This window comes from Clostridium arbusti SL206, assembly GCF_000246895.1.
Classification (GTDB): Bacteria; Bacillota; Clostridia; order Clostridiales; family Clostridiaceae; genus Clostridium_I; species Clostridium_I arbusti.
Genome location: NZ_BAEV01000020.1, coordinates 19,948 through 46,128 on the forward strand (window position 1 = coordinate 19,948; position 26,181 = coordinate 46,128).

17 protein-coding genes and 1 pseudogene are annotated in these 26,181 nt (G+C 30.3%); 7 read left to right on the plus strand and 11 right to left on the minus strand.

Annotated features, from left to right (window positions below; all coding sequences use genetic code 11):
- Nucleotides 1–389: 389 nt before the first annotated feature.
- Nucleotides 390–1,697: a UDP-glucose dehydrogenase family protein gene (locus RH99_RS05680; protein WP_010235155.1), complete on the plus strand. Its 1,308-nt coding sequence runs from the start codon at nt 390–392 to the stop codon at nt 1,695–1,697.
- A gap of 104 nt (nt 1,698–1,801) precedes the next feature.
- On the opposite strand, the gene RH99_RS05685 is transcribed toward RH99_RS05680, so the two are convergent.
- From RH99_RS05685 to RH99_RS05700, 4 genes are all read right to left on the minus strand, one after another.
- Nucleotides 1,802–3,202 carry a GntP family permease gene (locus RH99_RS05685; RefSeq protein WP_010235157.1) on the minus strand — a complete coding sequence of 467 codons (1,401 nt, stop codon included), beginning with the start codon at nt 3,200–3,202 and terminating at the stop codon, nt 1,802–1,804.
- 30 nt (nt 3,203–3,232) lie between these two features.
- Nucleotides 3,233–4,549, minus strand: a complete 1,317-nt coding sequence (locus RH99_RS05690) for a four-carbon acid sugar kinase family protein (RefSeq protein ID WP_010235159.1) — start codon at nt 4,547–4,549, stop codon at nt 3,233–3,235.
- 105 nt (nt 4,550–4,654) lie between these two features.
- Complete coding sequence (gene pdxA, locus RH99_RS05695) at nt 4,655–5,671, minus strand: 4-hydroxythreonine-4-phosphate dehydrogenase PdxA (protein WP_010235161.1); 1,017 nt, start codon at nt 5,669–5,671, stop codon at nt 4,655–4,657.
- A gap of 43 nt (nt 5,672–5,714) precedes the next feature.
- Nucleotides 5,715–6,476, minus strand: a complete 762-nt coding sequence (locus tag RH99_RS05700) for a DeoR/GlpR family DNA-binding transcription regulator (protein WP_010235163.1) — start codon at nt 6,474–6,476, stop codon at nt 5,715–5,717.
- A gap of 507 nt (nt 6,477–6,983) precedes the next feature.
- Here RH99_RS05700 and RH99_RS05705 point away from each other — a divergent pair.
- Nucleotides 6,984–7,898, plus strand: a complete 915-nt coding sequence (locus RH99_RS05705) for a 3-isopropylmalate dehydrogenase (RefSeq protein ID WP_206771401.1) — start codon at nt 6,984–6,986, stop codon at nt 7,896–7,898.
- A gap of 39 nt (nt 7,899–7,937) precedes the next feature.
- On the opposite strand, the pseudogene RH99_RS05710 reads toward RH99_RS05705, so the two are convergent.
- The 4 genes and pseudogenes from RH99_RS05710 to RH99_RS05725 all read right to left on the minus strand — a co-directional run.
- Nucleotides 7,938–8,576, minus strand: a pseudogene (locus RH99_RS05710) (SDR family NAD(P)-dependent oxidoreductase); the annotation flags it as partial.
- A gap of 467 nt (nt 8,577–9,043) precedes the next feature.
- Nucleotides 9,044–9,640 carry a hypothetical protein gene (locus RH99_RS05715; RefSeq protein ID WP_010235171.1) on the minus strand — a complete coding sequence of 199 codons (597 nt, stop codon included), beginning with the start codon at nt 9,638–9,640 and terminating at the stop codon, nt 9,044–9,046.
- Nucleotides 9,641–9,759: 119 nt separating this feature from the next.
- Nucleotides 9,760–9,894: a hypothetical protein gene (locus tag RH99_RS19880; RefSeq protein ID WP_279373418.1), complete on the minus strand. Its 135-nt coding sequence runs from the start codon at nt 9,892–9,894 to the stop codon at nt 9,760–9,762.
- Nucleotides 9,895–9,948: 54 nt separating this feature from the next.
- The gene (locus tag RH99_RS05725; protein ID WP_010235175.1) at nt 9,949–12,975 is read right to left on the minus strand and encodes a histidine kinase; all 3,027 of its coding nucleotides are present in this window, start codon (nt 12,973–12,975) and stop codon (nt 9,949–9,951) included.
- Nucleotides 12,976–13,348: 373 nt separating this feature from the next.
- Between RH99_RS05725 and RH99_RS05730 the strand changes: the two genes are divergently transcribed.
- Complete coding sequence (locus RH99_RS05730; RefSeq protein ID WP_010235177.1) at nt 13,349–14,476, plus strand: response regulator; 1,128 nt, start codon at nt 13,349–13,351, stop codon at nt 14,474–14,476.
- 252 nt (nt 14,477–14,728) lie between these two features.
- Here the strand turns inward: RH99_RS05730 and RH99_RS05735 are convergent, their stop codons facing one another.
- A complete protein-coding gene (locus tag RH99_RS05735; protein WP_010235179.1) occupies nt 14,729–16,501 on the minus strand; it encodes a right-handed parallel beta-helix repeat-containing protein in 1,773 nt (590 codons plus the stop codon).
- An 86-nt stretch (nt 16,502–16,587) separates the two neighbouring features.
- Nucleotides 16,588–18,258 (minus strand): hypothetical protein, encoded by a 1,671-nt coding sequence (locus RH99_RS05740; RefSeq protein ID WP_010235182.1) that lies wholly within the window; start codon nt 18,256–18,258, stop codon nt 16,588–16,590.
- 561 nt (nt 18,259–18,819) lie between these two features.
- Here RH99_RS05740 and RH99_RS05745 point away from each other — a divergent pair.
- From RH99_RS05745 to RH99_RS05760, 4 genes are all read left to right on the plus strand, one after another.
- Nucleotides 18,820–20,127, plus strand: a complete 1,308-nt coding sequence (locus RH99_RS05745; RefSeq protein WP_026038414.1) for a hypothetical protein — start codon at nt 18,820–18,822, stop codon at nt 20,125–20,127.
- A gap of 32 nt (nt 20,128–20,159) precedes the next feature.
- Nucleotides 20,160–21,245 carry a glycosyltransferase family 4 protein gene (locus RH99_RS05750; protein WP_010235185.1) on the plus strand — a complete coding sequence of 362 codons (1,086 nt, stop codon included), beginning with the start codon at nt 20,160–20,162 and terminating at the stop codon, nt 21,243–21,245.
- Nucleotides 21,246–21,794: 549 nt separating this feature from the next.
- A complete protein-coding gene (locus RH99_RS05755) occupies nt 21,795–22,913 on the plus strand; it encodes a glycosyltransferase family 4 protein (RefSeq protein ID WP_010235187.1) in 1,119 nt (372 codons plus the stop codon).
- On the plus strand, nt 22,913–24,010 hold the full coding sequence (locus RH99_RS05760; RefSeq protein ID WP_010235190.1) for a glycosyltransferase family 4 protein: 1,098 nt from the start codon (nt 22,913–22,915) through the stop codon (nt 24,008–24,010). Before RH99_RS05755 ends, RH99_RS05760 begins: the two co-directional genes overlap by 1 nt.
- A 307-nt stretch (nt 24,011–24,317) precedes the next feature.
- On the opposite strand, the gene RH99_RS05765 is transcribed toward RH99_RS05760, so the two are convergent.
- Nucleotides 24,318–25,622, minus strand: a complete 1,305-nt coding sequence (locus RH99_RS05765) for a hypothetical protein (RefSeq protein ID WP_010235193.1) — start codon at nt 25,620–25,622, stop codon at nt 24,318–24,320.
- Between the last annotated feature and the right edge of the window lie 559 nt (nt 25,623–26,181).

Below are 26,181 nucleotides of genomic sequence, written 5' to 3' on the forward strand. Positions count from 1 at the left end.
TTATTTTCATATGCCTAAATAAACTTAAAAATTAAAATTCTAGTAATAAAGTTAACAATATTAACTATAAATTATAAAATGTATTACCATAATTGTTCTATAATTGAAGCAAGTTCTTAATTCAGGTGGGGATTCTTTTACCCTATCTGAATTTTAGAACTGCGAATGCATGGCTTACTTGGCGTTGGCCTCCCACTTGAAGAAAAGTAGAGAGCCCAAATTTTAATTTGGTGCGAATCACTTTCGCAGAGTGCAAGCAGAGAACCAAAATCTTCTTTTTGATTTTGTGTGAATCGCTTTCACAGAGTGCGTTGGAGACTTACACCAAGTTAGTCCGGTTAAAAGTAATATAAGATAAAGGGATATAAACTTAAGAGGGGAAATGTAAAATGAAAATAGTTGTAGCAGGGACTGGATATGTAGGACTAGTAAGTGGAGCTTGCCTATCAGAGGTAGGCCATAATGTAACTTGTGTAGATATTGATGAAAAGAAAGTTCAACTTATGAAGGATGGAGTTTCTCCAATATATGAACCGGGTTTAGATGATATATTAAAGAGAAATTACAGCGAGGGTAGACTTGATTTTACTACGGATTATAAAACTGCATATAGTGATGCAGATGTAATATTTATAGGGGTAGGTACTCCTGAAAAGGCAGACGGATCGGCTAATCTAGACTATGTATATATAGTGGCAAGACAAATTGCACAAAATGTAACTAAGGATTGCTTAGTAGTAGTTAAATCCACAGTGCCTATAGGTACTAATGATGAAGTGGAAGAATTCTTAAAAGATAATTTAGTTAATGATGTAAATATAGAAGTAGCATCCAACCCAGAATTCTTAGCTCAGGGTACAGCAGTTAAAGATACACTTCATGCAAAGCGTATTGTGGTAGGAGTAGAATCTGAAAACGCAAAGAATGTTATGAAAGAGATTTATAATAGATTCAATCAACCTATTGTAGTTACGGATAGAAGAAGTGCAGAGATGATAAAATATGCATCAAATGACTTTTTAGCATTAAAGATTTCCTTTGTAAATGAAATTGCAAATCTTTGTGAACTGGTAGGTGCAAATATAGAACACGTAACAGAAGGCATGTCTTATGATCCACGTATAGGAGATAAATTCCTAAAAGCAGGAATTGGATACGGTGGTTCTTGTTTCCCTAAGGATACAAAAGCACTTCACTGGTTAGCTGATGGCTGTGGATACGAGGTAAAAACAGTTAAAGCAACTATAGACGTTAATGAGAATCAAAAATTCAGGCTAATAAGAAAAGCAAAGCAAAGATGCAAAATATTAAGGGGACTAAAGGTGGCAGTACTTGGACTGACTTTTAAGCCTGGTACAGATGACTTAAGAGAAGCACCATCTATTCCAAATGTAAAAATGCTTTTACAAGAGGGAGCAGAAGTAGTTGCCTATGATCCAGTAGGAGAAGATAACTTTAAAAAGCTATTTTCAGAGCAGGAGATAACTTATGTACAAGACCCAAAAGAAGCTCTAAAGAATGCGGATTTAGCTTTTCTTTTCACTGAGTGGAAAGAAATCACTGGATTAAAATTAGATACTTATAGAGAATTAATGAAAAAACCTGTAATATTTGACGGCCGTAATTGTTATAGATTGGAAGAAGCCAAGGAAGCAGAGGTTGAGTATTATTCAATTGGAAGACCGGTGGTGAAGTAGTCAGTATGAATTTTGGAATTCTTTAGAAACAAGGGACTGTTGTACTAAGTTCTTAGTGCAACAGTCCCTTGTTTTTCAAATCTCCATAAAATATAATCAATATCCTATCCAAAGAAAAAATTAAGAATAAGCAAGGCAATAAGTCCTGTAAAGCAGGCTAGGGTTGAGGTAACAGACCAGACTTTCATCTGTTCCTTAATGTCTTTTATTCCAATGGATTCATTGATAACCCAAAAATAGGAGTCATTAAAATAAGAAAATAGCATTGAACCAATACAGGCAGCTAGTGCCGCAAAGGTAGGGTCAATATGAAGGCCTGGAACCATTGGTGCTGTTACAGAAGCGGCAGTCATTATGGCAACAGTTCCTGAACCTTGTACAAGTCTTAGTAAACAGGAAATAATGAAGGGGAGAAGTATTGGTGGAATGCTGGTTTTTGAGATCCCCAATGCAATAAAATTACCAAGTCCGCTGTTTTGAATAATCATTCCAAGGGCGCCACCACCTCCGACTAAAAGAATTAATTTTCCACTGGCTTTAAGTCCTTCTTCCATGGCATCTAAGGTTTCACCTTTTGAAAAACTTTTGGTAAGACCTAAAATGGCAATTAACAGGCCCAGTGCCAGTGCAATTATAGGAGATCCTACAAAGGAAAAAATTGAGGCTATAATATTCCCTTTAAAGTTTAAGGATTTTAAAACAGTGCTTAACAGTATCAATAATATGGGTATTAAAACTGGCGCAAAGGACAAGAAAGGTGAGGGTAATACTTTATTTTCACCTTGACCGTCAGCAGTGTCAGCAGTATCATCAGTAGTTTCATCTTCCTGAAAAGTGATTTTTTCTTCAGGTCTTATCCAGCCATCCTCAGTTTCATTAGGTAATTGATATATCTTATTTCCTAAATATTTTGCATAGGTAATTATAACGCATAAAATTGGAATTGCAATGATAGTACCAAATAACATGAATCTGCCTATGTTGGCATTGAGAATTCCAGCGGCGCCTATAGGACCAGAAGCAGGGGGAACTAGGGCATGGCTCATTAGAAGTCCGCCAGCTAAGGCTATTCCTAGGGAAACTACAGATTTACCTGTCTTTTTAGAAAGGCCCTTAACTAGAGGTGACAAAATAATAAAACCAGAGGTACAGAATATTGACAGGGAAGTTACAAAACCGGAGGCTGCCAAGGCCTCTTCTTCCTTTTTGCTGCCAAACAGCTTTATAAAGCTATTTGCCATTACTTTTGTAGCACCGGATACTTCCAAAAGCTTTCCAAGCATAACTCCAAAACCAATAATAATACCAATGCTGCTTAGAGCATTTCCAAAGCCCTTTGAAATTGACTCTACCACCTTTTGTTGATCCATTCCTCCTAGGATTCCCATGGTGACAGCAGCAATAATTACGCCTAAAAATACATGCACTTTAGTTTTAGTAATTAGAAATATAAGTAAAGACATACCAATAATTAATCCAAGTATCATTTGGATTCCTGAACTCATTTTAACTACTCCTTTTCAATATTGATATATTTAAGCCCTGTTACTGTATTCAGTAGAGGTTTTGGTTTTAAGATAATTGATGCAGACACTTAAAGTGTCTTTGCTGCCTACTAAGCCTCCTTTTGTTATTATAGGTTTATTGTCAAAAACTCCGCCTATTACTCTGCCGTAGATAGCCAGTGGAATAACTTCATCTTTTACATCTATGCCATCTGCCTTTATTTTGTTGCAAAAGTCTTCTGTAACATCACCACCGGAAGTATAGACACTTCCAATTTTATTTCCCAGATTTTCAATTACAAGATAAAGTATTTCAGCAATAGCACTGGTTATTAAATTGGAGCACTGCTTCTTATTGAGATTATAATTTTTTTCTATTTCAACAAAATCCAGTACATCTTTTTCATCAGTTGTAGTAGTAATAATTAAAATATTGTAATTAGCTTCTCTATTAACAATTTCATTAACAATCCTGTTTATTTCCTCAGACTTCTTATTCTCCTGAAGGAAATTTAGTGTATTCGTTTTCATGATTAGCGGATTATATTTTACTTTAAGATAGTTTATCTGTTCCCTTGTAAGATTACTAGCACTTCCAATACCGCATAATACTTTTTCACGGGTCTTCAATTTTTCGTCTTTTTTATAGTACATATTTGCGGCAGCGGCAGTAAAAGGACCGGGATCTACGGATATGAATTTAACTTTGCTTTCCACAGAAGCTTTGGCAATTTCATTGATATCGTTATTAGTGCAGGCATCAATGACAATAATTCTATTCTTATGCTGTGCATTTTTTAGTATTTCCTGTTTTATAACATCAGATCCCTTAAGCACTTTGTCTAGAGGTATAAAACCTATCTTATATTTACTCTGTTTTTTTACTATTTCAGTAATCTTAGAGGTGTTCACAGGAGAAGTAGGATCTTTCACTACTTCAGTTTTTTCTAAAGGAACACCATTAACCAGTAAAAGATCACCTATACTTACTCGACCAGAGTCTGGAAAGGAGGCAACAACAATAGCTGTAATATCACTGCCAAGGCTTTCAATTATGCTATCTATTTCATAGCCTACATTTCCTCTTAAGGTGGAATCAATTCTCTTACTAAAAAATATGTTTTCTTTATCTGTAAATAGATTTACTGCATCTTTAACTTTTTTATAGGCATCTTCAGGGGCAAGGCCTCTGCTATTAGTGGTAATACTTAACACATCAAAATCTTTAAATTTATATAAATCTGATTCCTGTAGCAGAGTTCCTACCTTTAAACCATTTTTGGCAAGCAGGGCTCCTGTATCATTGGCTCCGGTTAAATCATCTGCAATAATTACTGTCTTTAACATATAATCCTCTCCCATCTTTACAATATATTTAAAGTATTAAAACTCTCAAATAGTTATGCTGAATTTTAAGTAGATTAAGTTCATCTGATTATAATGATTTAGTGATTAATTGTCTTTAATATTTTCAGCTAAAAAACCTGGTCCGTATTTCGCTGCCAGCAAAATAGCTTCTATCATGCTTACTTCACTTACTTTTCCTGTACCAGCTATGTCAAAGGCGGTGCCGTGATCTACAGAGGTACGTAAAAAAGGCATGTTATTAGTTAAGGAAATTGTTCTTTCAAAGTCCACCATCTTTGTGGCAATATGCCCCTGATCATGATAGAGGGAAAGAACTGCATCATATTTTCCAAGTAAGGCCTGATGAAATACTGAGTCAGCACCAATGGGACCATTTATATCCACTCCTTTTTCACGAAGACTTTCAACGGCAGGAGAGATGTATTTTACTTCCTCATCTCCAAAAAGACCGTGTTCTCCGGAATGAGGGTTTAGTCCTGCAATAGCCATGTGTGGATTTTCAATGCCAAGTACCTTAAGAGCCTTTTCACAGCGAATTGTAAATTCTTCTATGCCTTCCTGTGTAATTAAATCACAGGCATCTCTTAGAGATACATGTCTGCTGTAGAAAAACACTTTTAGACCTTTTACCTCAAACATGGTTAGAGGATTCTTTGTATGGGTAAGACTTTCCAGTACTTCTGTATGACCTATATAAGGTACCCCTGCACTTTTAAAGGATTCTTTATTTAAAGGAGTGGTTGCAATAGCTGCAACTTTTTTGTCCATAGCTAACTTTATGGCATAGGAAAGATAGTCAAAAGCTGCCTGACCGCATTGTGCCTGAACTTTTCCAAACTTTAAAGTACTAATGTCAATATTATTTAAATCAATAAAATCTATAGTGCCAAAGCTGTATTTACCTTCATCTGGCACTGATACAGCATTTAACTCAAGAGAAATATTTGTTATAGTAAGAGCCTTATCTAAAACTCCTTTATCCCCTATAACAATAGGATTACATACTTCATAAACTTTTCTGTTTTTAAGAGCCTTAACTACGATTTCAGGTCCTACTCCTGCAGGATCCCCTAGGGTAATAGCAATAATTGGTTTTGTCATTTTCAATCTCTTCCTTTCTGAATATATAATATAGGGTGTAAATCTAAACAAATACGCAGTTATCAATATTGAATTTATTAAAATCCTCTATGAGGTTTTTTGAGTGCCTGTCAACAATAATTCCCGTTAACATTTTGAAAGGCTGTACTTTTACCATACTTTTCTTTTGGTATTTATCACTGCTGGTAAGTAAAAAACTTTTTTTACTTACATTTATGAAACTGTTCTTTAGATACATCTTTTCAACATTGGTGCTCATAAAACCATTTTCCATATCAAAGGCATCACAGCCTAAAAAACAGGCATCCACATTGTATTTTTCAACTTCCCTACAGGTTTCAATTCCAGTACATTGCTTTGACTTCATGGAAACTTTTCCTCCAAGAAGGGTAACATCTATATTGGGAAAATTACTTAAAAACACACCTACTTTTAAATCATTGGTAATGACCTTTAAATTTTCAATGCTTTTTATACACTTAGCCATTTCCATTATGGTGGTACCTGCATCCAATATAATTGTGGAATTAGCCTTTACAAACTCACTGGCTTTTTTTCCTATTAAGTACTTTTCATCCATCATAGATTTTTCCTTTTCAAAATAACTTTTTTCTCTAATTATATTGCTTTTGATTATAGCTCCACCAAAAGTCCTGTCTATAAGCTGCTGACTTTCTAAAAATCCCAGATCTTTTCTTATAGTTACCTCAGATACATCTAATCTTTGGGATAGCTCCAAAACGGTTACATTTTTGTGCCTGAGAATATAATCATATATTTTTTCTCTTCTCTCCAAAGCAAACATAATTTTTGTACCTCCCGAGCCTAGTCTGTTAGTATATTTAACCTGACTAACTTGCTGTAAGACTCCCACGCACTCTGTGAAAGCGATTCACACAAAATCAAAAAAAAGATTTTGGTTCTCTGCTTTTCTTCAAGTGGGAGTCTAACGCCAAGTAATCCATGCATTCGCAGTTCTAAAATTCAGATGGGGTAAAAGAATCCCCACCTGAATTAAGAACTTGCTTCAATAATCTTGAAAGTAATCTAATAACCATGCAGTTTATTAAATGCTTTCAATGTGTTTCATTTTCTTTCTTTATAGATATATGAAGGTGATGGGGAAGATATGATAAAAATATGGTTGTAATTTAGAATAGAAATAATGTTTTAGTTAAAAATTTATTTTAAAGACTTTGTGTTAAAAATAGAATGAAATAAAGAATATTTAGCTGATTCTAGATAGATGTATTATTTTAATTAAAGAAGTAAATATGGTATAATAACACTAGGGAAATTTAAAACAAAGGCAGTGATAAGATTGGCAAATGAGAAGATAAAATGGCATCCAGCCTTTGCGGCAGCAATACAGCTTGAACTAAAAGAATATAGAAAAGAATTAGAATTTCAAACAGAATATCAACTGACAGATGAGCCTTTAAGAATAGATGTATTAGTTATAAAGAAGCTTAAGGATATAGAAATAACTAAGTCTATAGGTAGAATATTCAGAAAATACAATATATTTGAATACAAATCACCAACAGATTATATATCAATTGATGACTATTATAAAGTAAAAGCTTATGCATATTTGTATAAGGCATTATCAGAAGGAACAAATAGTATAGACATAAAAGAATTAACTATAACATTGACTTCAAATAAATATCCTAGAAAATTAATAGACTACCTAAAAGATGAACAAGAGGCTGTAGTAGAAAAAAAGGAAGATGGTATATATTATATAAGAAATACAGATATAGAAACACAACTTTTGATATCAAAAGAATTGGATTATAACGATACTAAATATTTAAAATTACTTCAAATACAACACGAAAATAAAAATATGATAAATAACTGGATAATAGAATACATTAACAATATGAAAAATCCGTTATATGCGGTGATAATGAATGTACTTGCAGAAGTAAATCCAAATGAGTTATTGGAGGTGTATAAAGATATGGGAAAAGCAAAATTGAATGAAAGTAATAGAGAATTTCTACTTGATATGATGAAAAAGCTTGACCTTGATAAAAAGCTTAAAGAAGAAGGAATCCAAGAAGGAATCAAAGAGGGTAGGGAAGAAGGAATTAGGCAATTAATACTAAAACAATACCATAAAGGACTCTCAATAGAATATATAGCAGATATAAATGATATTAAAATAGAATATGTAAAGAAAATAGTATCAGATGCCTCATCCACAGCACAAAGTTAGATTATATTAAGACATTTAAATTAAAATCTACCCCAGGGGTGTAATAATTGCACCCTTTGTGCTGGAATAATCTATAAGTATTTTATTACCTATATAAGCATTAATAGAGGATGTATTTATAATTGTACTGCCACATTTTAAATAAGATAAAGCTGCTTTAGTAACATGAAACATAGGATATATATTTGTTCTAAAGGTATCATCTAGCTGTTCAGCAGAAATATCTTCAAGTCTAGTTTGTGGAAATTGTACGCCTGCATTATTAACTAATACATCTAAATGGCTAAAAGCAGAAATTGTTTCTTCAACGTTTTTTTTACAAAAAGATTCTTCTCTCAGGTCTCCAGATATTAAAATGCATTTTCTGCCTTGGGCTTCTACTAATGCTTTTGTTTCTTTTGCATCTTTATGTTCATTAAGGTATACAATGGCGATATCGGCACCTTCTTTAGCAAAGGCTAAGGAAACGGCTCTTCCAATACCACTGTCACCACCGGTAATTAAAGCTACTTTATCTTTTAATTTTCCAGTACCAATATAATCGGGATTATCAAAGATTGGTCTTGGATGCATTAAGGTTTCAAGTCTAGGCTGTACAGATTGATGCTGAGGTGGAAATGCTATAGGTATTCTTTTACATTCTGTTTTATAACCTAAATATTTATAATATAGGGTCATCGTTGTTCCTCCTAGAAATTATATCATTTATATAATAATAGGATAAAAAATTAAGTTGGTTAAAATGAGTAACAATATTGTTAATTATTTTAGCTAAAAAACATATTCTATTTACATAGCCCATTTTCCCATATATTGAATTAAGGGCAAAATAAAAGCACTTCTGTTAGGAGTGCTTTTACTATTGAAGATCTAATATATTCTTTTCAGTTCTCTTTATAAATATATCGTAGGTATAAGATACTATATTATCATATTAATTTGTCTAGTAGATATAAACATTTTATAGGTAATTATAAAGCAAAGAAATATGTCTAAGCACTCTATATTTTTGAATATGTATTGATGAATAATATGTTCCGCTTTCTTTATATATCCATAAACACTTGTAAATATCTATTAAACTAGGGTTATGTACGCTAATACTTAATAGAAAGACTTAAATTAGCAAAGACTATCAAATAATACTAATGGGAAATCTCTTTAAGGTACGCTAAAACCATATTTTTCTCATTTTCAGGGCAATAAATAGTATTAGTATTCCTTCCTATAGTATATATCTCAAGATCTTTATCATTAATAACTGGATATACTGTTGAAGTAAAGTTACTGGCAAATAGTGCACCCACAATTCTATTAAGTCCTTCTTCATTAGCCTTAGATTTGATATTAGCAACGGGTTTTCCAAGCTTCAATGTATTTGATGAACCTGAATATGGCACCTCAACATAGGTCATATTATACATTTTAAAATTATCAACTGCAGTATCACCATTTGCAAGTTCTCCCCAGTATACAACTTCCCCTGATTCTGCCATAACAACATCTTTGGAATTACGTTTGTTTCCTGCTCGCATCAAGCCAACCCAACCAACAGGAATTAATTCTACTAAGAGACTTATTATTAAAAAGATTATTGGAATAACAATGTAGCGTTTTTTAGGATTCTTTCCTTTACGCTTTTTAAGTTTCCATATAATTATAAATATTACATTCAGTATTATAAAGAACAATGCTACAAAAAATAAAACGACCAGTATTAAGAAAAATGCTAATGCAACCATTAATCTATCCCCCTTGTATAATTTAAATATATAAAAAAGTATACCATAATATTCTACATAATCCATTATTACATATAAAATACATACTAAAAAAGCACCCTTTTTCAGAGTGCTTTTTATTATTTATTGAGGTCAACTGCTTCTTCCTGCTCCACAAATTCTTTCATCATAGCATTTACCCAAGTTGAAACTCTAATGCCTTTCTTCTCAGCTATTTTTATCAATCTTTCATAGATGTCAGGGCTTATTGTCATATTTGTTTTTCTTACTGCCAAGTAAATCACCTCAGCTGAAAGTATTGACTTTAATTATATTTTAAAAATTATTGTTACTTTTGTTCCTTTATTTGGGATACTTTCAATTGACATATTAGTATTATACACATGTTTAAGCCTTTTTCTTATGTTTTTAAGACCTACACCAGTTCCATCCGCAAGTTCTCCAGAAAGTACTGCATTGAGCTTATCCTCGCTCATACCTATGCCGTTGTCTTCAACAGTTAAGATATAATTGTTAATCTTTTGTTTACCACAAATAAGAATTTTTCCTCCATCAGGATTTTTTAGTATGCCATGTTTTAATGAATTTTCCACAAGAGGTTGTATGATAAAGGGAGGAACATATATATCATCATCTTTAATATCAAAGTCATAGTCTATTAATTCACCAAATCTAGATTTCTCAATATCTAAATAATTACGTGTAAATTCAATTTCATCATATAGTAAAACTTCTTTCTTGCTGGAATCAAAATCAAAACTATGGCGTAAATACATAGATAATTTCTCTATAAGTTCAGCAGAAGCAGAGGGATCAGTATAAGAATAGGCAGTAATAGTGTTTAGCACATTGAAAAGAAAATGAGGTTTAATTTGTGCCTGTAGAAAAGCCATTTCATTTTCTATGGAAGTAGTAACTGCTTGCTTTAAAGAGCAAAGTGTATCAATTCGAGCTCTTAGTTCTACAATATCGTAGGGTTCGAAAATACAGTCGTTAGCACCAACTTCAAAACTTTGTAGTACACTTTCTGACTGAATCATGGAAGTTATTATAATTACAGGAAGCTCTAATCTGGTATATTCTTTACGAATACGACTGCATATCTCAAAGCCGGAAATATCAGGTATTGCAGCTTCAACAATGACAACATCAATATTTTTTTCGTTTTCTATATATTTAAGTGCGTTTTTCGCTATTATAAATCCTTTAACTGAAAAACCAATTTGACTTAAAGCCTGGGAGATAGCTTTAATATTTGGAATATACTTAGCTATAATTACAGCAGTTTTATTAGCACCTTCTGTCGTAAAAGTGATAAGAGGAGTAATGATATTATTTTTACCCAGACTTTCAAAATTAGAAATACTATTTTCCTTTAGTAAATTCTCCTCAGATATATCTAAGGTAAAAGTAAATTTATATCCTGAATATGTAGGTTCTATACTAATAGTATTGTTGTGATTTTTCATAATATGTTTAATTATATATACACTAACACCTAAATTGTCAGGCATAGTGGAATGTTTTTCACCATCCACAAAATGTCTTTGAATAAGTTCTATAGTCTCTAAAGGCATTCCTGAAGAATAAATATAAATATATACTTTTTTATGTTCAACCTTAGTTTCCACTAAGATATTATTTTTGTTCTCAGTGTGTTTAAGACATATATTAAAAAGATTGTAAATTACCCTAGAAATCCAGTATCTATCAGCATATACCGGAGGCGTTTCCTTAGAATTTTTTAGTGGAGTATAGACAATATTACTATGTATTAAGTAAGAATATTCGCTTGTTATACCTTTAAGCAGCTTAGAAATTGAAAAGGTTTCTTTATTAAATTTCAGTTCACCATACTGAAGTCTTGAATAGATCATAATATTATTCAGCATATCAAGTATATTTAAGCCGCTTAAATGAATCTCCTCTATAGCCTTAAGTCCTGGGGATTCAATGTGTTTATAAGTTGAAGCTCTAAATTTTTCTGTAGCCACTACAATGTTGTTAACTGGTGTTCTAAGTTCTTTTGAAATATTGCTAAGGAATTCATCTTTCACAGCGTTAAGATAGATTATCTGATCTAAAAGCTTCTTATTTTTATTATAGCTTCTAATGTATTGTCTCCCTAAAACAAAAACAATACTGATCATAAGCGCGAAAATTCCAAAAGTGGATAGAGGGGTGTCCACAATTCTAAAAATATTATATGAATACAAAATGTCGTTTAAAGCCAATGGTAAAAGGAAGGAAATGCCTATTAATATTGGTAAGGCATCTTTTTTGCCATCCTTGAATTCTGTAATCAAAGTAAAAATAACAAAAGCTAAATATACAAAATGTAGCCAGCTAAAGTGATCTTGCAAAGCAGAAAAAGTATTTGTAGGGAATATTAAAGTTAATAATGAAAGACTTAAAGCAATAATTACTGCGATATGAGTTACTACTCCTATAATCTTTTGGGGAAAAATACTATTTATGTATAGAATAAAAGTTACACTGACCCAGTAGTTAATAATTGCTCCAATGGTAAGGGAAAGATGAAAATTAATATTAGGAAAATAGTTTCCTACAGGATAATTATATGAAAAAAATCTTGATAATAGAATAATAAGTCCACATAAAGATATATACAAAAAACTCACATTCTTATTTCCTGTGAAAAAGACTGTAAGAAAAAAGCAAAATAAAATAAATGTACATCCAGATAGTAAATCCAGAAAAAATATATTCCAATTATTAAGAAAAGCGATTTTTTCTTCCGAACCTATTACAATTGGTGATTTAAATCCCCCACGCCAGGTAGCATAATTTGAGACCTGAAAATTAATATAAAATTCATTAGAAGGAGACGTAAAATAAGTAATCAGTGGAAGATATTCAGCTTTACTGGCACTAGGATTAGATGAAACAATACCATTGTGAGCTATTTCTTTCCCTGAAACAATTAATCTATAGGCTGTAGATTGAGAATTTATTTTTAAATATAGCTTTTCACCTTGCTTTGCTCTAACCTTTAAACGATAGGTGGCAAAACCATTTCCAGGAAGAGATTTTCCATGAAGTTTTATTCCATTCCAATAATTGGGTATTGATGTGGAGGCATCTTTAGAATAATTTTTGTCATCAGAAATAAGCCTTTTCCAGTAAAAATTCCAATTGCCAGATAGTATTACAGAATTTTCTGTATTGGGATTCCAATTTGAAAGGTCAATGGCTCCATTACTTATTCTAGGTAGATTTTTATTTTGATTATATTGAAATAAAAAAAGTAAAATAATAGCGAAAATAATAGTAGAACAAATAATAGTAGAACAAATAATAAATATCTTTTTCAAAAATCAAACACCTCCAGAAGCGCATTAAAAGATAATACATAATCTAAAACGACATATTATAACATATTATAACATGTCATTTTAGATTTGGAAATAGTTATAAGTAAGATGCGATTTATGTAAATAGTATTAAGAAATGTAATAATGTTCAGAAAATGTACAGAATAAATTGCTACACTTGAAATATGTATTTATTACATAATAAACTATTTATTCAATATATATAATAAAAATAGAAATTTTAACAAAATATTGGTAGAATAGTTTTATATGTATTATATTGTAAATAAAAGATTGTTATGTAAACAGGAATCTGATTATATTTAAAAACAAATATAATCATGTAATATAAACTATAAAGGAGAAAGTAAGTATGTTAAAAGCAGTAATTGTTGATGATGAAAAACCAGCTATTGATATTTTAAAAATATTTTTGGAGAAAACTGGACAAGTAGCGGTTATAAATACTTTTCAAAATCCTAAAAAAGCACTTAATGAGATAGAAAAATTAAAACCGGATGTAGTTTTTCTTGATGTGGAAATGTGTGGTATGTCTGGCATTGAAGTGGCTAGTAATATATCATTAATGGATCATAATAGTGAAATAGTTTTTGTAACTGCATATGACAGATATGCACTGCAGGCTTTTAAGGTTAATGCCTTAGCCTACTTATTAAAGCCTGTCTTAGAAAAAGACATCAATAAGACTGTTAAAAGATTAATGAAAGTATGTGGAGAGTTACCAATGAAGCAGGAAGTTAAATTACAGGCTAGAATACAATGCTTTGGAGAATTTGAAGTTTACAGTAATTTGAGTGGACAACCTTTAAAATGGAGAACATCAAAGTCAAAGGAATTAATGGCTTATTTCTTTGAAAATAGGGGTATACCTATAAGTAAATGGAAGCTTTGCGAGGTACTTTGGCCAGAGGGTAATCAGGATAAAATAGACATAAATTTACATACAACCATCTATAAAATGAAAAAAACTCTAAGAAATTCCAATATAGATGTAGATGTAAAATTTGTTAATAAGGCTTATGTTATGAATATGAAAGGTGTGTATAGTGATCTAGATGAATTTGACTCATTAGTTGAAGATAAGATTGTAATAAGTGATAGTAATATTAATAAATATGAAAAGGCTTTCTCTCTATATACTAATAATTATTTTGAAGAAGACGATTACTATTGGTCCATTGATTTAAAAGAAGTTTATCTACAAAAGTTCATAAGAATATCAAAGAATTTAGCAGATTTTTATATTGAAAAGCATAATTATGATAGGGCTATTATTGTGATAAAAAAGGGAATGAAAATCTCACCGTTAGAAGAAGATTTACATGAAACCCTATTGTACATATATGTTTTAACAAATGATAGAATTTCATTTTTAAATCATTATGATTCACTATTGGAATTATTCACTGAAGAACTTGGTATTGAGCCAAGAAATACTTTAAAAGGTATGTATAAAAAGATGGTATCTAATTGCGGGTGAAAGGATCTTTTCAAGAAGATGGATTAGTGATTTTTTATTAAAATATCAATAAATCTTATAAGTGAGAATTTGTATTTCAGCTAAGTTTATGTTAATTACTCAGGGACGTATATTAAATAGAGTTTAAATGCATAAGGGTTAGACTAGTAATAATTGATGAGAAATAAAAATTATAATTTAAGATAGAATTATGAAAAGCCTCTTTATGCTGAGATAATATAAAATATCAGCATAGAAAGGCTTTATTATTATTTAAACTGTTTCTGTATGACTGATCATTATGCCATAAAACCCTTTATTTCCTGCGGTAGTAGCTGTAATAGTAACTGTATTATTATTTGTAGATGCTGTAAATTCATTACTTGTATCAGTAACTTCATTTACCATAATAAGCTGACTCATCCAAGGGTGTTTTCTTTTTATAATATCAAATACGCCCACTCTAGTAAAACCTGTACCTGAGCCAATACTCATATTAAACACTAATATTTTAGTGAATCCCTGTAGTGGATTTATACTTAAAATATTCGTATTAGTTTTTGCAAAGAATAAATCCATAAGGGAATCATTTACATTCCAGCCGCCATCAGGTGAAAATTTTAATTTATTTCCTAAGCATTCAAGATAATTTTGAGGTATATCTATTAGTGTACTCAATAATATAGTGTCTATTGTTATAGTAGAAGCATCTATACTATTGTTATTAAATTGTACTGTTGAGAAACCTTGTCCAGTTTCCATTTTTAGAAGGCCAATTCTATTAGCTGAAAGAACAAATTTATTTTCTGTTATCTTAATATCTGCTTTTGAATGATAGCCATCGGCTCTGCTATAAATTGCAAAGGGAGTCACAGTACTTCCACAGGTTATAAATTGATTTTTACTTATATGGAATCCATTAATAAAATCTCTAATTTCCAGTGAAGGACAATTATCAAAAATATTATTGTTTACATCTAGGCTTTTAATACCGGTACCAAATATCAGTACGTTGTTAAAGATGTTTCCATCAATACATTTAGTATTTTGACAATTTACAAATCCTACTTCTCCATTTATAAACTGATTTCCCTTGACAGTGATATTTTTAGCCATATAATTAGGATTATTAGCAAAAAATTGTGCATTGGTTATTTTTCCAGTAAAACCATTTGATTTTGTGAGGATATTTCCCTGAAAAATCAATCCATCAACTACATCGCTAGTGTCAGAACCCCAGAAAAAGTTAGCTCCACTTCCAGAAGAACCTGCAGGGGCAGTGCCATTGTCCTTTAAGATATTATTTTTAACTACGGATTTTGGACATTTTTGAAGATCAATGCCATTGTCGTAGCAGTTTAGAATTGTATTATCAGTTAAAAAGTGATTTGTACAAAATTGCTGACCTATTCCAATCCAGCTGGAGTTTGTTATAGTATTTTTTGCTATCCTATTATTGCTGCCGCTGGATAGGAGAAAACCAATACCAAAGGAACTGGGATTATTGATTATATTTTTTTCTACTATGCAATTATTCACTACTTTGAAAAAGCCTATGGCTGATGTGGTAAATTGATTATTGCGTATTCCATCATCATGGAGTCCATCGCCAATATGCTCAATAATATTGTTATAAAAATTATTATAAGATGAATTTTCACAGTATATTCCATAATACTTGAAATGGTGTATATGAGTATTTTCTATAGTTATTCCAGACACATTTTTAATGGAAAAGGCAGTTCCAAGGGTATTGTTTGCCTTATTGCCGTCTAATTTCAAATTGTATATCTGTATATTATTTGCATTGATATTTATTTTACCAACGGCTGCATTATTTATTAATTTTAAAGTTCCTGTACCTAAAATAATTATACTTTTATTTAAATTTAGTGAATCATATAAATAAATGCCACTGGGAATAAAGGCAAAGTCACCATCATTCAAACTATTAAAATAATTTTGTATTGCTGTGCTGTCATTAGTCACACCATCTCCCTTGGCACCGTATACGTCAATTAACAGCCGTAAAGCTGAACCTGCCATACTAATTCCTCCTTGGAAAATTTAAATATTTGTAAATTTATTGAAGTAATAGAGTATTTATAGAAAAGTTGATTTTTATGAATAATTTAAAATTCATACACTTCTAGCTTATCTATATAGATGTTTCCTGGACCAGCTAAAAGATCTAAACCTAAAGCTATTACAAAATAATTTGCCCAGCTTGGCCTTGTTGATTGAATAGCGCCAGGATCAAAAGAAGACCAAGTATTATTCAATGAAACCCATTGTCCTATATGACCTAAGTCCTGGGTCTTAGCAAAGTCTGTCAAATAAATATCATTACCATAGGTGTGAGTGTGCTTATCAGTACCGCCTGTCCCTGTTTTATTAATAGTAGTTGTTGTAACTATTTTTTTGCCTCTAAGACAATCTGCCCACAGAATGTAAAAATCAATTGTATTGGTTGGTATATTTATATTGGATTTCCATCTTAATCTATAACTAACCCTCTTTGTATTAGGTTGTAATTTAACAAATAAATAGCAGCCAGAACTAGAATAGGAACCAAATTGTTTTGTAATCTTTGTTGAAAAGGTACCTGATTCAAAAACAGTAGTATCTCTAGTAATATTAATATTTTTTGCACTGAGAGTGTTATATATTTCATTATCTGTATAACTGAATACCTCTGCATCTAAATGTTTAGGCGAGAAATTTAAACTATTTTCATTTAAATAATTAGTAAAGAAGCCAGTATAGATATTATAGGATTTAGAACCTTCTATTTTAACTTTTCCACCATTAGTAACAATGTCATATTTACCTACAGTATTAAACAGTCCACCATCAATATAAGAGTCCTTTATATAAATCCCTTCACAATCAGTGCTTACATTAAAGGGTGCATAGGCAGAAGTATTTTGAAATATAAACCTTGAATTATTTATTTGAAGTGTACCGCCATTGCCGGATACTTTTATTCTGCAAGAGCCCTCTATATGACACTGTGAAAGCATTGCTACAGAGGAATTAATATCAAATTCCAAGGAATTATAATCAAAGGAGCAGCCAAAGAAATGAAACTCACCTGAAGGATTCTGGATGTTTACCGCTGTACCTGCATTATAGAAAGTGCAGCCATAGAAGGATATACCTTCTCCATAGTCACTGTAGCCAGAAGGCATAAGAAGACAAGTATCACAATCAAATATATCCACCGAAGTGTGTCTAATCAAATAAGCATGATTGCAATATTTAATACCTACTGCAAATCCTCTTATATTTATCTTATTTAAATCCACATGAGCAACACCGCTGCCATTTACACTGCTATCTATGCGTAAAGCTGTAGAATTATTTCTTGCAGTACCGCTGCTTTTACCATCAATAAATAAATTCTTAATCTGTCCAACATGATTATTAAAATAGGGAGGTACCTTAGTAGCAGTTACATAAATACTAGTTTGTGCTGGATTACCAGTAAAATCTAAAGTGGCTGAACTACCTTCTAAATTTATATAGGATAAATCTATTGTTAAAGCAATATTACTAGCAGTATCATAACTTGCTATTTTATAGATTTTAAATGCTTCTAATTTAGCTTTTTTACCTTGAGTTTTACAATCGGCTAATAATCTTAAAAATCTTCCTCTGTCATCTGTTTCGCCTGGTATTCTTGGATATAAAGATATTGATAGGATGCTTTCATTTGAATTATCTACATCTGCTGAGATTTCATCTTCTAAACTTTGTTTTATATGGTCAACTTTGTAATTGTCAGTTAAACCCTTTATCATATTTGTTTGCCTCCTCCTGTTATGTAATATAATATGCGGAGTAGGGAGGCTATGTGCTTATGTGGATAGATGATTATTAGATAAATTACAATTATAGACGAACAAAAGGTGGGGATAACCGTGTATATCTATGTACAGAAAGACAAACTTCTAACTATTTTACCATTAAAAATAATTATTAAAATCTAATTTTTAATAAAAAAATGAGGCTCTTCTCAAATTTAATGAATATTTATTCATCTTAAGACAGTCTCTGAAATCAATCTTATTTCTAATTATTTTGTTTTTTATGTTCTAAATAGGTTTTGTAAAAGGGTGATGTTAGCAAAGCTCTATAATGAGACATTTTGACATACAATACTTCAGCATTAATGACAATATTTGTACAGAAATTTTATTCCAATTTACATATACTGGATCTAAATCTTATGTTACAGTATTTTAATATTACTTGTTATATATTCCAAATGATAGTATAATAAATAAAAATTGCAAAATGATTATTAAAAATTTGACTAATTTATTTAGTTAAATTTAGTTTAAAAGAGTTGGGTGTGAATTATGACTATAACATTGATTGGAAGTATCTTATTGCCACTTATTTTAATCTTATTTATTTTTTTTGATACAAAGTACTTATTTTATTTAGTATTCTTATTCTCGGCTTTTACATCTACAGCTTTAGTTAAGTTTGCTGGAGGGGGAAAATCATTTCAAATATATCATGTAGCTGCGGTAATTTTCATAATAAAAGTTTTTATGGAATTAAAAAAGAGGAATTTAAGTATAAAGGATTTACATAGTAAATTGTTATTTATATTTATAAGCATATGTTTTATCTCAATATTTTATCCACTTATCTTCTCTGGAGGTACCATTGTAAAAACTCCAGCAAGTGATAAATATCTTCCATTAGCATTTTCTTATCAAAATATTACACAATTTCTCTATTTATTACTAGGATATTTAACCTATTTATCAGTGTTAGCATTCTTTAAAATAAAAGGTTTAAAAACAGATACCGTAATGAATATAATCCGTATTACTCTACTAGTAATATTAATATTAGGTATACTTCAATATGTAATGCCAGTAGATGCATATAACAATCTTTTTAGAAATGATTTTCACAGTAATGATCAGCGTGTAGCACTAGGCGTAAGAATTTCTTCTGCTACTATGGAAGCATCAATATTAGCCTTATTTATTACTCCTATATTTATTGGACTAGCTATTAATTTCTTTAATAAGTTTAATGTACTGGATTTAGTTTTAATAATATTGTCCATAGCTATAAACTTGGAGAATGGCAGTTCCTCATTTTTTGTGGGAATATTTATATTTATTATCTTTGAAATATTCATAAGTGTATTTATAAAAAATAAAAAATTATCCCATAAACAGATACTTACATTTGGAATAATATTGCTATTGATTATGGTATTAGTTGCTGTATTCAAAGATAAATTTAATTATAATATAGGAAATATAGTCGGCAAATTAAACGGGCAAGGCGAATCTGGAAGTATGAGAAAATATGATTTCCAGTACCATATGAATGTATTTAAAAATTATCTTATTACGGGTATTGGCTTTGGAAGTGTAAGATCAAAGGATTTGATATCTACAATTTTGGCGGATGTGGGATTAATTGGAGCTGTGCCTTTATTAGTTTACATAGTTGGAAGATTGTATTTACTGAAGAGAATAGGAGATGATTTTTCTAAAGTATTGTATGCTATAATGTTCTCTACTATAGTAGTACTGTTTATTTCAGTGCCCGAATTTTTTTATCTGTACATATGGATATACTTTGGAATAATTGATTATTTCTTGTTTAATGAGAATAGTAAAGTGAAGGTGTATTAAAAGAACAATAATTACTGGAGGAGTGTAACAAAATGGTTTTAATAATATCTGGGAATAGTGTTATAAGTGGAGCGGAGTACGTTTTAGCAGATTATTTAAAGTGTTCAAATAAAAATGAATTTATGGTTTTAACTTCTGAAACCAAAAAAGTTGTTGATTTTTATAAGGACTTGGATGTAAATACAATTATAAGTTCTAAATATATGACACCGTCAGGAGCATCAACTAATAGTAAAATTATAGGAAAATTAAAAAAGCTGTTAAGATATATCTTATCAAAGCAATTAATAAAGAAAACAATTGATAAATTCAATATTAAAACAATTGTAGCCAATAATACTACAGATGTTATATATTCTGCCTGGGTAAAAAAAGTTTCAGGAGTTAGATATTATCAGTACATTCATGACATAATTCATAAGGGAAGCTTTATAGCAAGGATTATATTAAAATTTGATAAATATGTGGACAAGTATTTTGCAGTGTCAAGGGCAGTTAAGGGTTCTCTTTGTGATATAGGAATAGATGAAAACAAAATAATATTAATTTATAACGGTTTACAGGATTTAAAATTTGCTCGGAAAAGTATGAATGATAAATTGGTATTTGGATTTCTAGGGGCTTTCAGTTCTAGAAAGGCTCCATTGACATTCGTTGATTTTATTAAAAAGTCAGGATATAAAGGTGTAATGGCGTACCATATTTCAGAGGATAACATGGAAAATAAAGTGAAAGATAAAATTAAAGAAGATAATTTAGATATTGAATTAATCGGAAAAGTGGAAAGAAACAATATAAAACAATTTTATGATAATATAGATTTCTTATTTGTTCCAAGTATACATGATCCTCTTCCAACTGTAGTACTTGAAGCTTTTAACTATAGTACTCCTGTTGTAGGAAGGAGTATTGATGGTATACCAGAAATGATTACAGAAGATTTTAATGGATATCTTTTCAAAGATAATGAAGATTTTAATAAGATAATCTCTAAAATCAATAATTTAGATGAAAAAACATATGATGAAATGTGTATTAGTGCCAATTCAATCATTAAAGATAAATTTAGTTTAGATAAAAAAGTATGTAAGCTAAATAAACTTTTATTTTATAGCTAAATTTATGTTTAAATTAGGAATTTTACTTAGGCATATGAAAATAAATAACAAGTCAAAGATGCGACGTATATTTTGAAGTCAACAAGGAAATAGGTTCCTAAGATAGTGAGCTATCTTAGGGTTCTGTTGACGCGGTGGGATTCAAAATAGACTAGCATACTGACTAGTTATTTATTTGAATGTGCCTTAAACACTTAATTCTAATAATCCAGTCTACTCTTTTTAGTAAGGGGCTGCTTCAAAATTAACACATTTTGAAGCAGCCCCTTATATTTAGTATAACTCAAATATCAATGAATCTTAATTGGTGTGATTTTGTTCTACTCCTTTTAAGTTTAGATGAATTATCTAGGGAATGTCATGGAATTGGATAAAATGTTCAGAAAATGTCCAAGATGCCTTTGTATTATTAAATCATGTATTAGTGAAAAATGAGCTATAAAGCATATGAAAATAAATAGTAAGTCAAATATACTAGCATACTGACTAGTTATTTATTTGAATGTGCCTAAGTAAATAAAAATATTTTATAGGATTGGGGTTGTAAATGTGAAAGTAGCTTTAGTACATGATTGGCTAACAAATATGGGTGGGGCAGAGAGGGTTCTCATAAATTTTAAGCAAATATACAATGATTCTCCAATATACACAACACTTTATAATCCAGAAAAATTAGATGATGAATTAAGAAATATTGACGTGAGAACATCATTTTTGCAAAATGAAAAAAATTTGAAAAAGGGACATCAAAGTCTATTACCCTATATGCCAATGGCCTTTGAGAGTTTTGATTTAAATGAGTACGATGTTGTACTAAGCAGTAGTTCTTCCTGTGCTAAGGGAATAGTGACAAGTCCTAATTCGCTGCATGTATGTTATTGTCATACTCCTATGAGATACGGCTGGGAGTTCTATTATGAATATGCAAAAGATTGGGATATGAGAAAGATAAAAAGAAATATGCTTAAGTATTTTATTAACTATATGAGGGTATGGGATAGTGTATCCTCAAGCAGAGTAGACTATTTTATTGCAAATTCTAAAAATGTGGCACTTAGAATTTGGAAACATTACAGAAGAGAAAGTGTAGTCATACACCCTCCTGTAAGATGTGACCTATTTAATCTAAGTGAGGTTGATGAAGATTATTTTTTAATACTTTCAAGACTGGTACCCTATAAAAAAGTTGAACTAGCTGTTAGAGCTTTTAGTGAACTAGGATTACCTCTAGTTATAATAGGTGATGGAGTGGAGAAAAAAAAATTGCAATCCATAGCAAAGGATAATATTAAATTTTTAGGTAGACAACCAGACGATGTAGTAAAAGAATATTACTCAAAATGTAGAGCTTTTATATTTCCTGGTGAAGAGGATTTTGGCATAACATCTTTAGAGGCTCAAGCAAGTGGACGACCTGTAATTGCCCTTGGAAAAGGTGGGGTATTGGAGACCGTTGTAAAAGATCAAACGGGAGTTTTCTTTGAAGACCAAACAGTGGATAGTTTGAAAAATGCAGTTAAAAGGTTTGAAAATATGGAATTTGATAAAAAAGCTATTAGAAAACATGCAGAAGGATTTAGCGAAGAAATATTCAAAGGTAAAATCAATGATTTTGTCCATACTAAATATCAGGATTTTAAAAAAATTAGTAAATGGAAGATACTATAATGAAGCAGGTTGTATTTAATGCATTGCAAACTTCTTTAAGTGGAGGAATTGGAAGATACAGTTATGAACTAGCAAAAAATATTTATGAATTAAATAAGATTGATCTAAAGATTGTAATTAGAGAAGAAGATAAAAATTTATTTAATTTCGCTAGAAGGGAAGATTTAATAATAGCTAAAGAAATAAAAAATAGTAAAAATAGAAATTACTATGAACAATTTAAATTGCCTGAAATAATAAATGAATTATATCCTAAAGCTGTAATACATTATCCAGATAGTATGGCACCTCTCTTTGCGAAAAACAAAGTTGTAATTACAGTTCATGATTTAGCCTTTAAAAGTCTAAATCATGCCTTTACTTTAAAGACTACATTATGGAAAAATGTTATGACGGATTTGTCTGTAAAGAAAGCAGATAAGATTATTGCTATAACTAACTTTGCTAAAGACGAGATATTGAAATATTACGATGTTGAACCTAGTAAGATTAATGTAGTTTATAATGGATTTAATAATTTTTCAAGAGATTCAATAATCTTAAAGAATATATCTAGTAGTATTTTTAAATTCAGTGATAAACCATACATATTAACAGTAAGTACTATATCTCCAAGGAAAAATATAGACGGACTTATAAGAGCCTTTAATTTAATAAAGGATAAAGTTAATTTTAATTTAGTGGTAGCAGGTAAAAATGGATGGTTATATGATGATATATTTAAGTTAGTAAAAAATTTGAAATTAGAAAATAGAGTCATTTTTACTGGTGGAGTAAATGACGACGAACTTAAGTTTTTATATCAAAATGCAAACATATTTGTTTATCCTTCTTTTTATGAAGGCTTTGGATTGCCACCTTTAGAGGCTATGTCCTATGGAATTCCCTGTATTGTTTCAAATGCAGCTTCTCTATTGGAAGTGGTTGGTGATGCTGCTTTAAAGATAAATCCCTATGAAATAGAGGAAATATGCAAAGGGATTGTAGAAGTATCTAGTGACTTGGAACTAAAAAATAATATGGTAAGAAAGGGATTTAAGAGGATAAAAAGTTTTTCCTGGGAGTCCTGTGCTGATAGAATTGTAAATTTATATTAGGCATATTCAAATAAATAACTAGTCAGTATGCTAGTCTATTTTGAATCCTACTACGTCAACAGAACCCGTTTCCTTGTAGACTCCAAAATATCCGTCGCATCTTTGACTTACTATTTATTTTCATATGCCTTAAATATGTACAAATGAGCAGCATCACTATTCATATCTATGAATAGTGATGCTGCTCATTAACCATTTCAATATTAAAGATACTTAATCTTATTTTTAATAAGAAAATGATTCGTTCCTAGCTTGATATCTTCATTATACATGGATACAAGTTGAAAGAATAATCACTAAATAACATTTACTGCTTTTTACAAATCAATGTTTCAGCAGCAGCAAATATAATCCAGATAAATAAATTGTAAGGCTCTGGTACAGAAGTAAAAGCACATATGAATAAAACAAATATATAATTAGAAAGTCCATAGCTTAATTTACTTATAGTTTTAAGTTTAGTTATGATTTTATATAGATAAAATATAAATATTCCCATTCCTATAAAGCCAGTGTTGCATAGCCAGGTAGAAAATAGATCTTTACTACGTGCAGTACCAAAACCAACTCCTAAAAAGGGATAATTTAGGGCCGCATTTATGTGAAGCCTAAAAATTGATGAACGTTCTTTACCAGATACGTTATTTCCTAAAAATTTATCATAGGAACCTGTTATAAGCGAATCTTTTATAATTGGATTCAGATTTATCACCACAATAAGAAGTAATATAAAAAGAAAAAATATTATTGGAAGAATATATCCTATTTTTTCTTTTTCATCAGTAATATTTTTTATCAGTAATAGGAGTTTATCAAAAATTATTTTTAATATTAGAGCTGCCAGACCTACAAAAAAAGTAGTAGAAGTTGAAAGAATAGCAGTTAAAATAATTAACAATATAAATACTACCTTATGTGTAATATCTAATGTATTTTTTCCTAGGGATATACTGAGTGCCAACATGGGAATTAAAAAATAAGCTAACATGGAAGGTTCTTGTGTCACACTGTACACCCTTATAAAACCTATTCCACCTTGAGTATTACCATGTATGCCACTTCTAAAAATTTTGTCAAATTCTAAGTGCTTTATGAAGGCAAACTCCTGATAAAATCCAAGTATGCAAATAGCTACAGTTGAATATATTAATATTTTTACGCACTGTTCTATTTCAGCTGGATTATGGTAAAAATAATTTTTTATACATAGATATACTATAAAACAAAGTATTAAGTACATTAACTGAGTTATATTTGATGAGGTAAAGGAAATATTACTGATTAAACTATCTTGATTCATAATTAATACGTCTTTTGAGTTAATTAAGGTCGGCATAATTATAGATAAAATACTTATAATTATAAAAGCAAATAAAAACTTATCAGGTTTTATCAGTAATTTTTTATTATATATAAGAAAAAAGCTTTTTATTATAAAAAGAGTTCCTAAATAATAACTTGGCTGCAGACTGAAGTTACTTCCAAAATTAACTATACTACTAGAAGTAAATCCTGAAAAGAATATTGTTAAATATAAAATATATTTAATATCTTTAAAGAATAAAAATATTCCTAAGGGAATTAAAAAATATCCTATTATTTGAATCTCCATATTATTCCTCCTGATTTTATACATAGTAATACAGAATAATATAGGTATATTATTAAATGAAGTACTTACTTTATAAAAATTTATATAAGGCACATTCAAATAAATAACTAGTCAGTATGCTAGTCTATTTTGAATCCCACCACGTCAACAGAACCCTCAGATAGCTCACTATCTGAAGAACCTATTTCCTTGTAGGCTTCAAAATATACGTCGCATCTTTGACTTACTATTTATTTTCATATGCCTAAAGCTATCAAAATAGTTGAATAATGTTGCATATGTACAAACTAAAAAAAGTATATTAAATGATACTATAATTATATTAAAATACTTACCAATATACAATTGTTATTTTTTATCTGATGACTACCTATTCTAATAATCATATCCTATTACATAAAATTGAAGCAAGTTCTTAATTCAGGTGGGGATTCTTTTACCCCATCTGAATTTTAGAACTGCAAATGCATGGCTTACTTGGCGTTGAACTCCCACTTGAAGAAAAGCAGAGAACCAAAATCTTTTTTTTGATTTTGTGTGAATCGCTTTCACAGAGTGC

Coding starts and splice junctions, on each gene's coding strand:
- RH99_RS05680 (WP_010235155.1), top strand. CDS start 390: ATGAAAATAGTTGTAGCAGGGACTGGATATGTAGGACTAGTAAGTGGA.
- RH99_RS05685 (WP_010235157.1), bottom strand. CDS start 3,202: ATGAGTTCAGGAATCCAAATGATACTTGGATTAATTATTGGTATGTCT.
- RH99_RS05690 (WP_010235159.1), bottom strand. CDS start 4,549: ATGTTAAAGACAGTAATTATTGCAGATGATTTAACCGGAGCCAATGAT.
- pdxA (WP_010235161.1), bottom strand. CDS start 5,671: ATGACAAAACCAATTATTGCTATTACCCTAGGGGATCCTGCAGGAGTA.
- RH99_RS05700 (WP_010235163.1), bottom strand. CDS start 6,476: ATGTTTGCTTTGGAGAGAAGAGAAAAAATATATGATTATATTCTCAGG.
- RH99_RS05715 (WP_010235171.1), bottom strand. CDS start 9,640: ATGGTTGCATTAGCATTTTTCTTAATACTGGTCGTTTTATTTTTTGTA.
- RH99_RS19880 (WP_279373418.1), bottom strand. CDS start 9,894: ATGACAATAAGCCCTGACATCTATGAAAGATTGATAAAAATAGCTGAG.
- RH99_RS05730 (WP_010235177.1), top strand. CDS start 13,349: ATGTTAAAAGCAGTAATTGTTGATGATGAAAAACCAGCTATTGATATT.
- RH99_RS05735 (WP_010235179.1), bottom strand. CDS start 16,501: ATGGCAGGTTCAGCTTTACGGCTGTTAATTGACGTATACGGTGCCAAG.
- RH99_RS05740 (WP_010235182.1), bottom strand. CDS start 18,258: ATGATAAAGGGTTTAACTGACAATTACAAAGTTGACCATATAAAACAA.
- RH99_RS05745 (WP_026038414.1), top strand. CDS start 18,820: ATGACTATAACATTGATTGGAAGTATCTTATTGCCACTTATTTTAATC.
- RH99_RS05750 (WP_010235185.1), top strand. CDS start 20,160: ATGGTTTTAATAATATCTGGGAATAGTGTTATAAGTGGAGCGGAGTAC.
- RH99_RS05760 (WP_010235190.1), top strand. CDS start 22,913: ATGAAGCAGGTTGTATTTAATGCATTGCAAACTTCTTTAAGTGGAGGA.
- RH99_RS05765 (WP_010235193.1), bottom strand. CDS start 25,622: ATGGAGATTCAAATAATAGGATATTTTTTAATTCCCTTAGGAATATTT.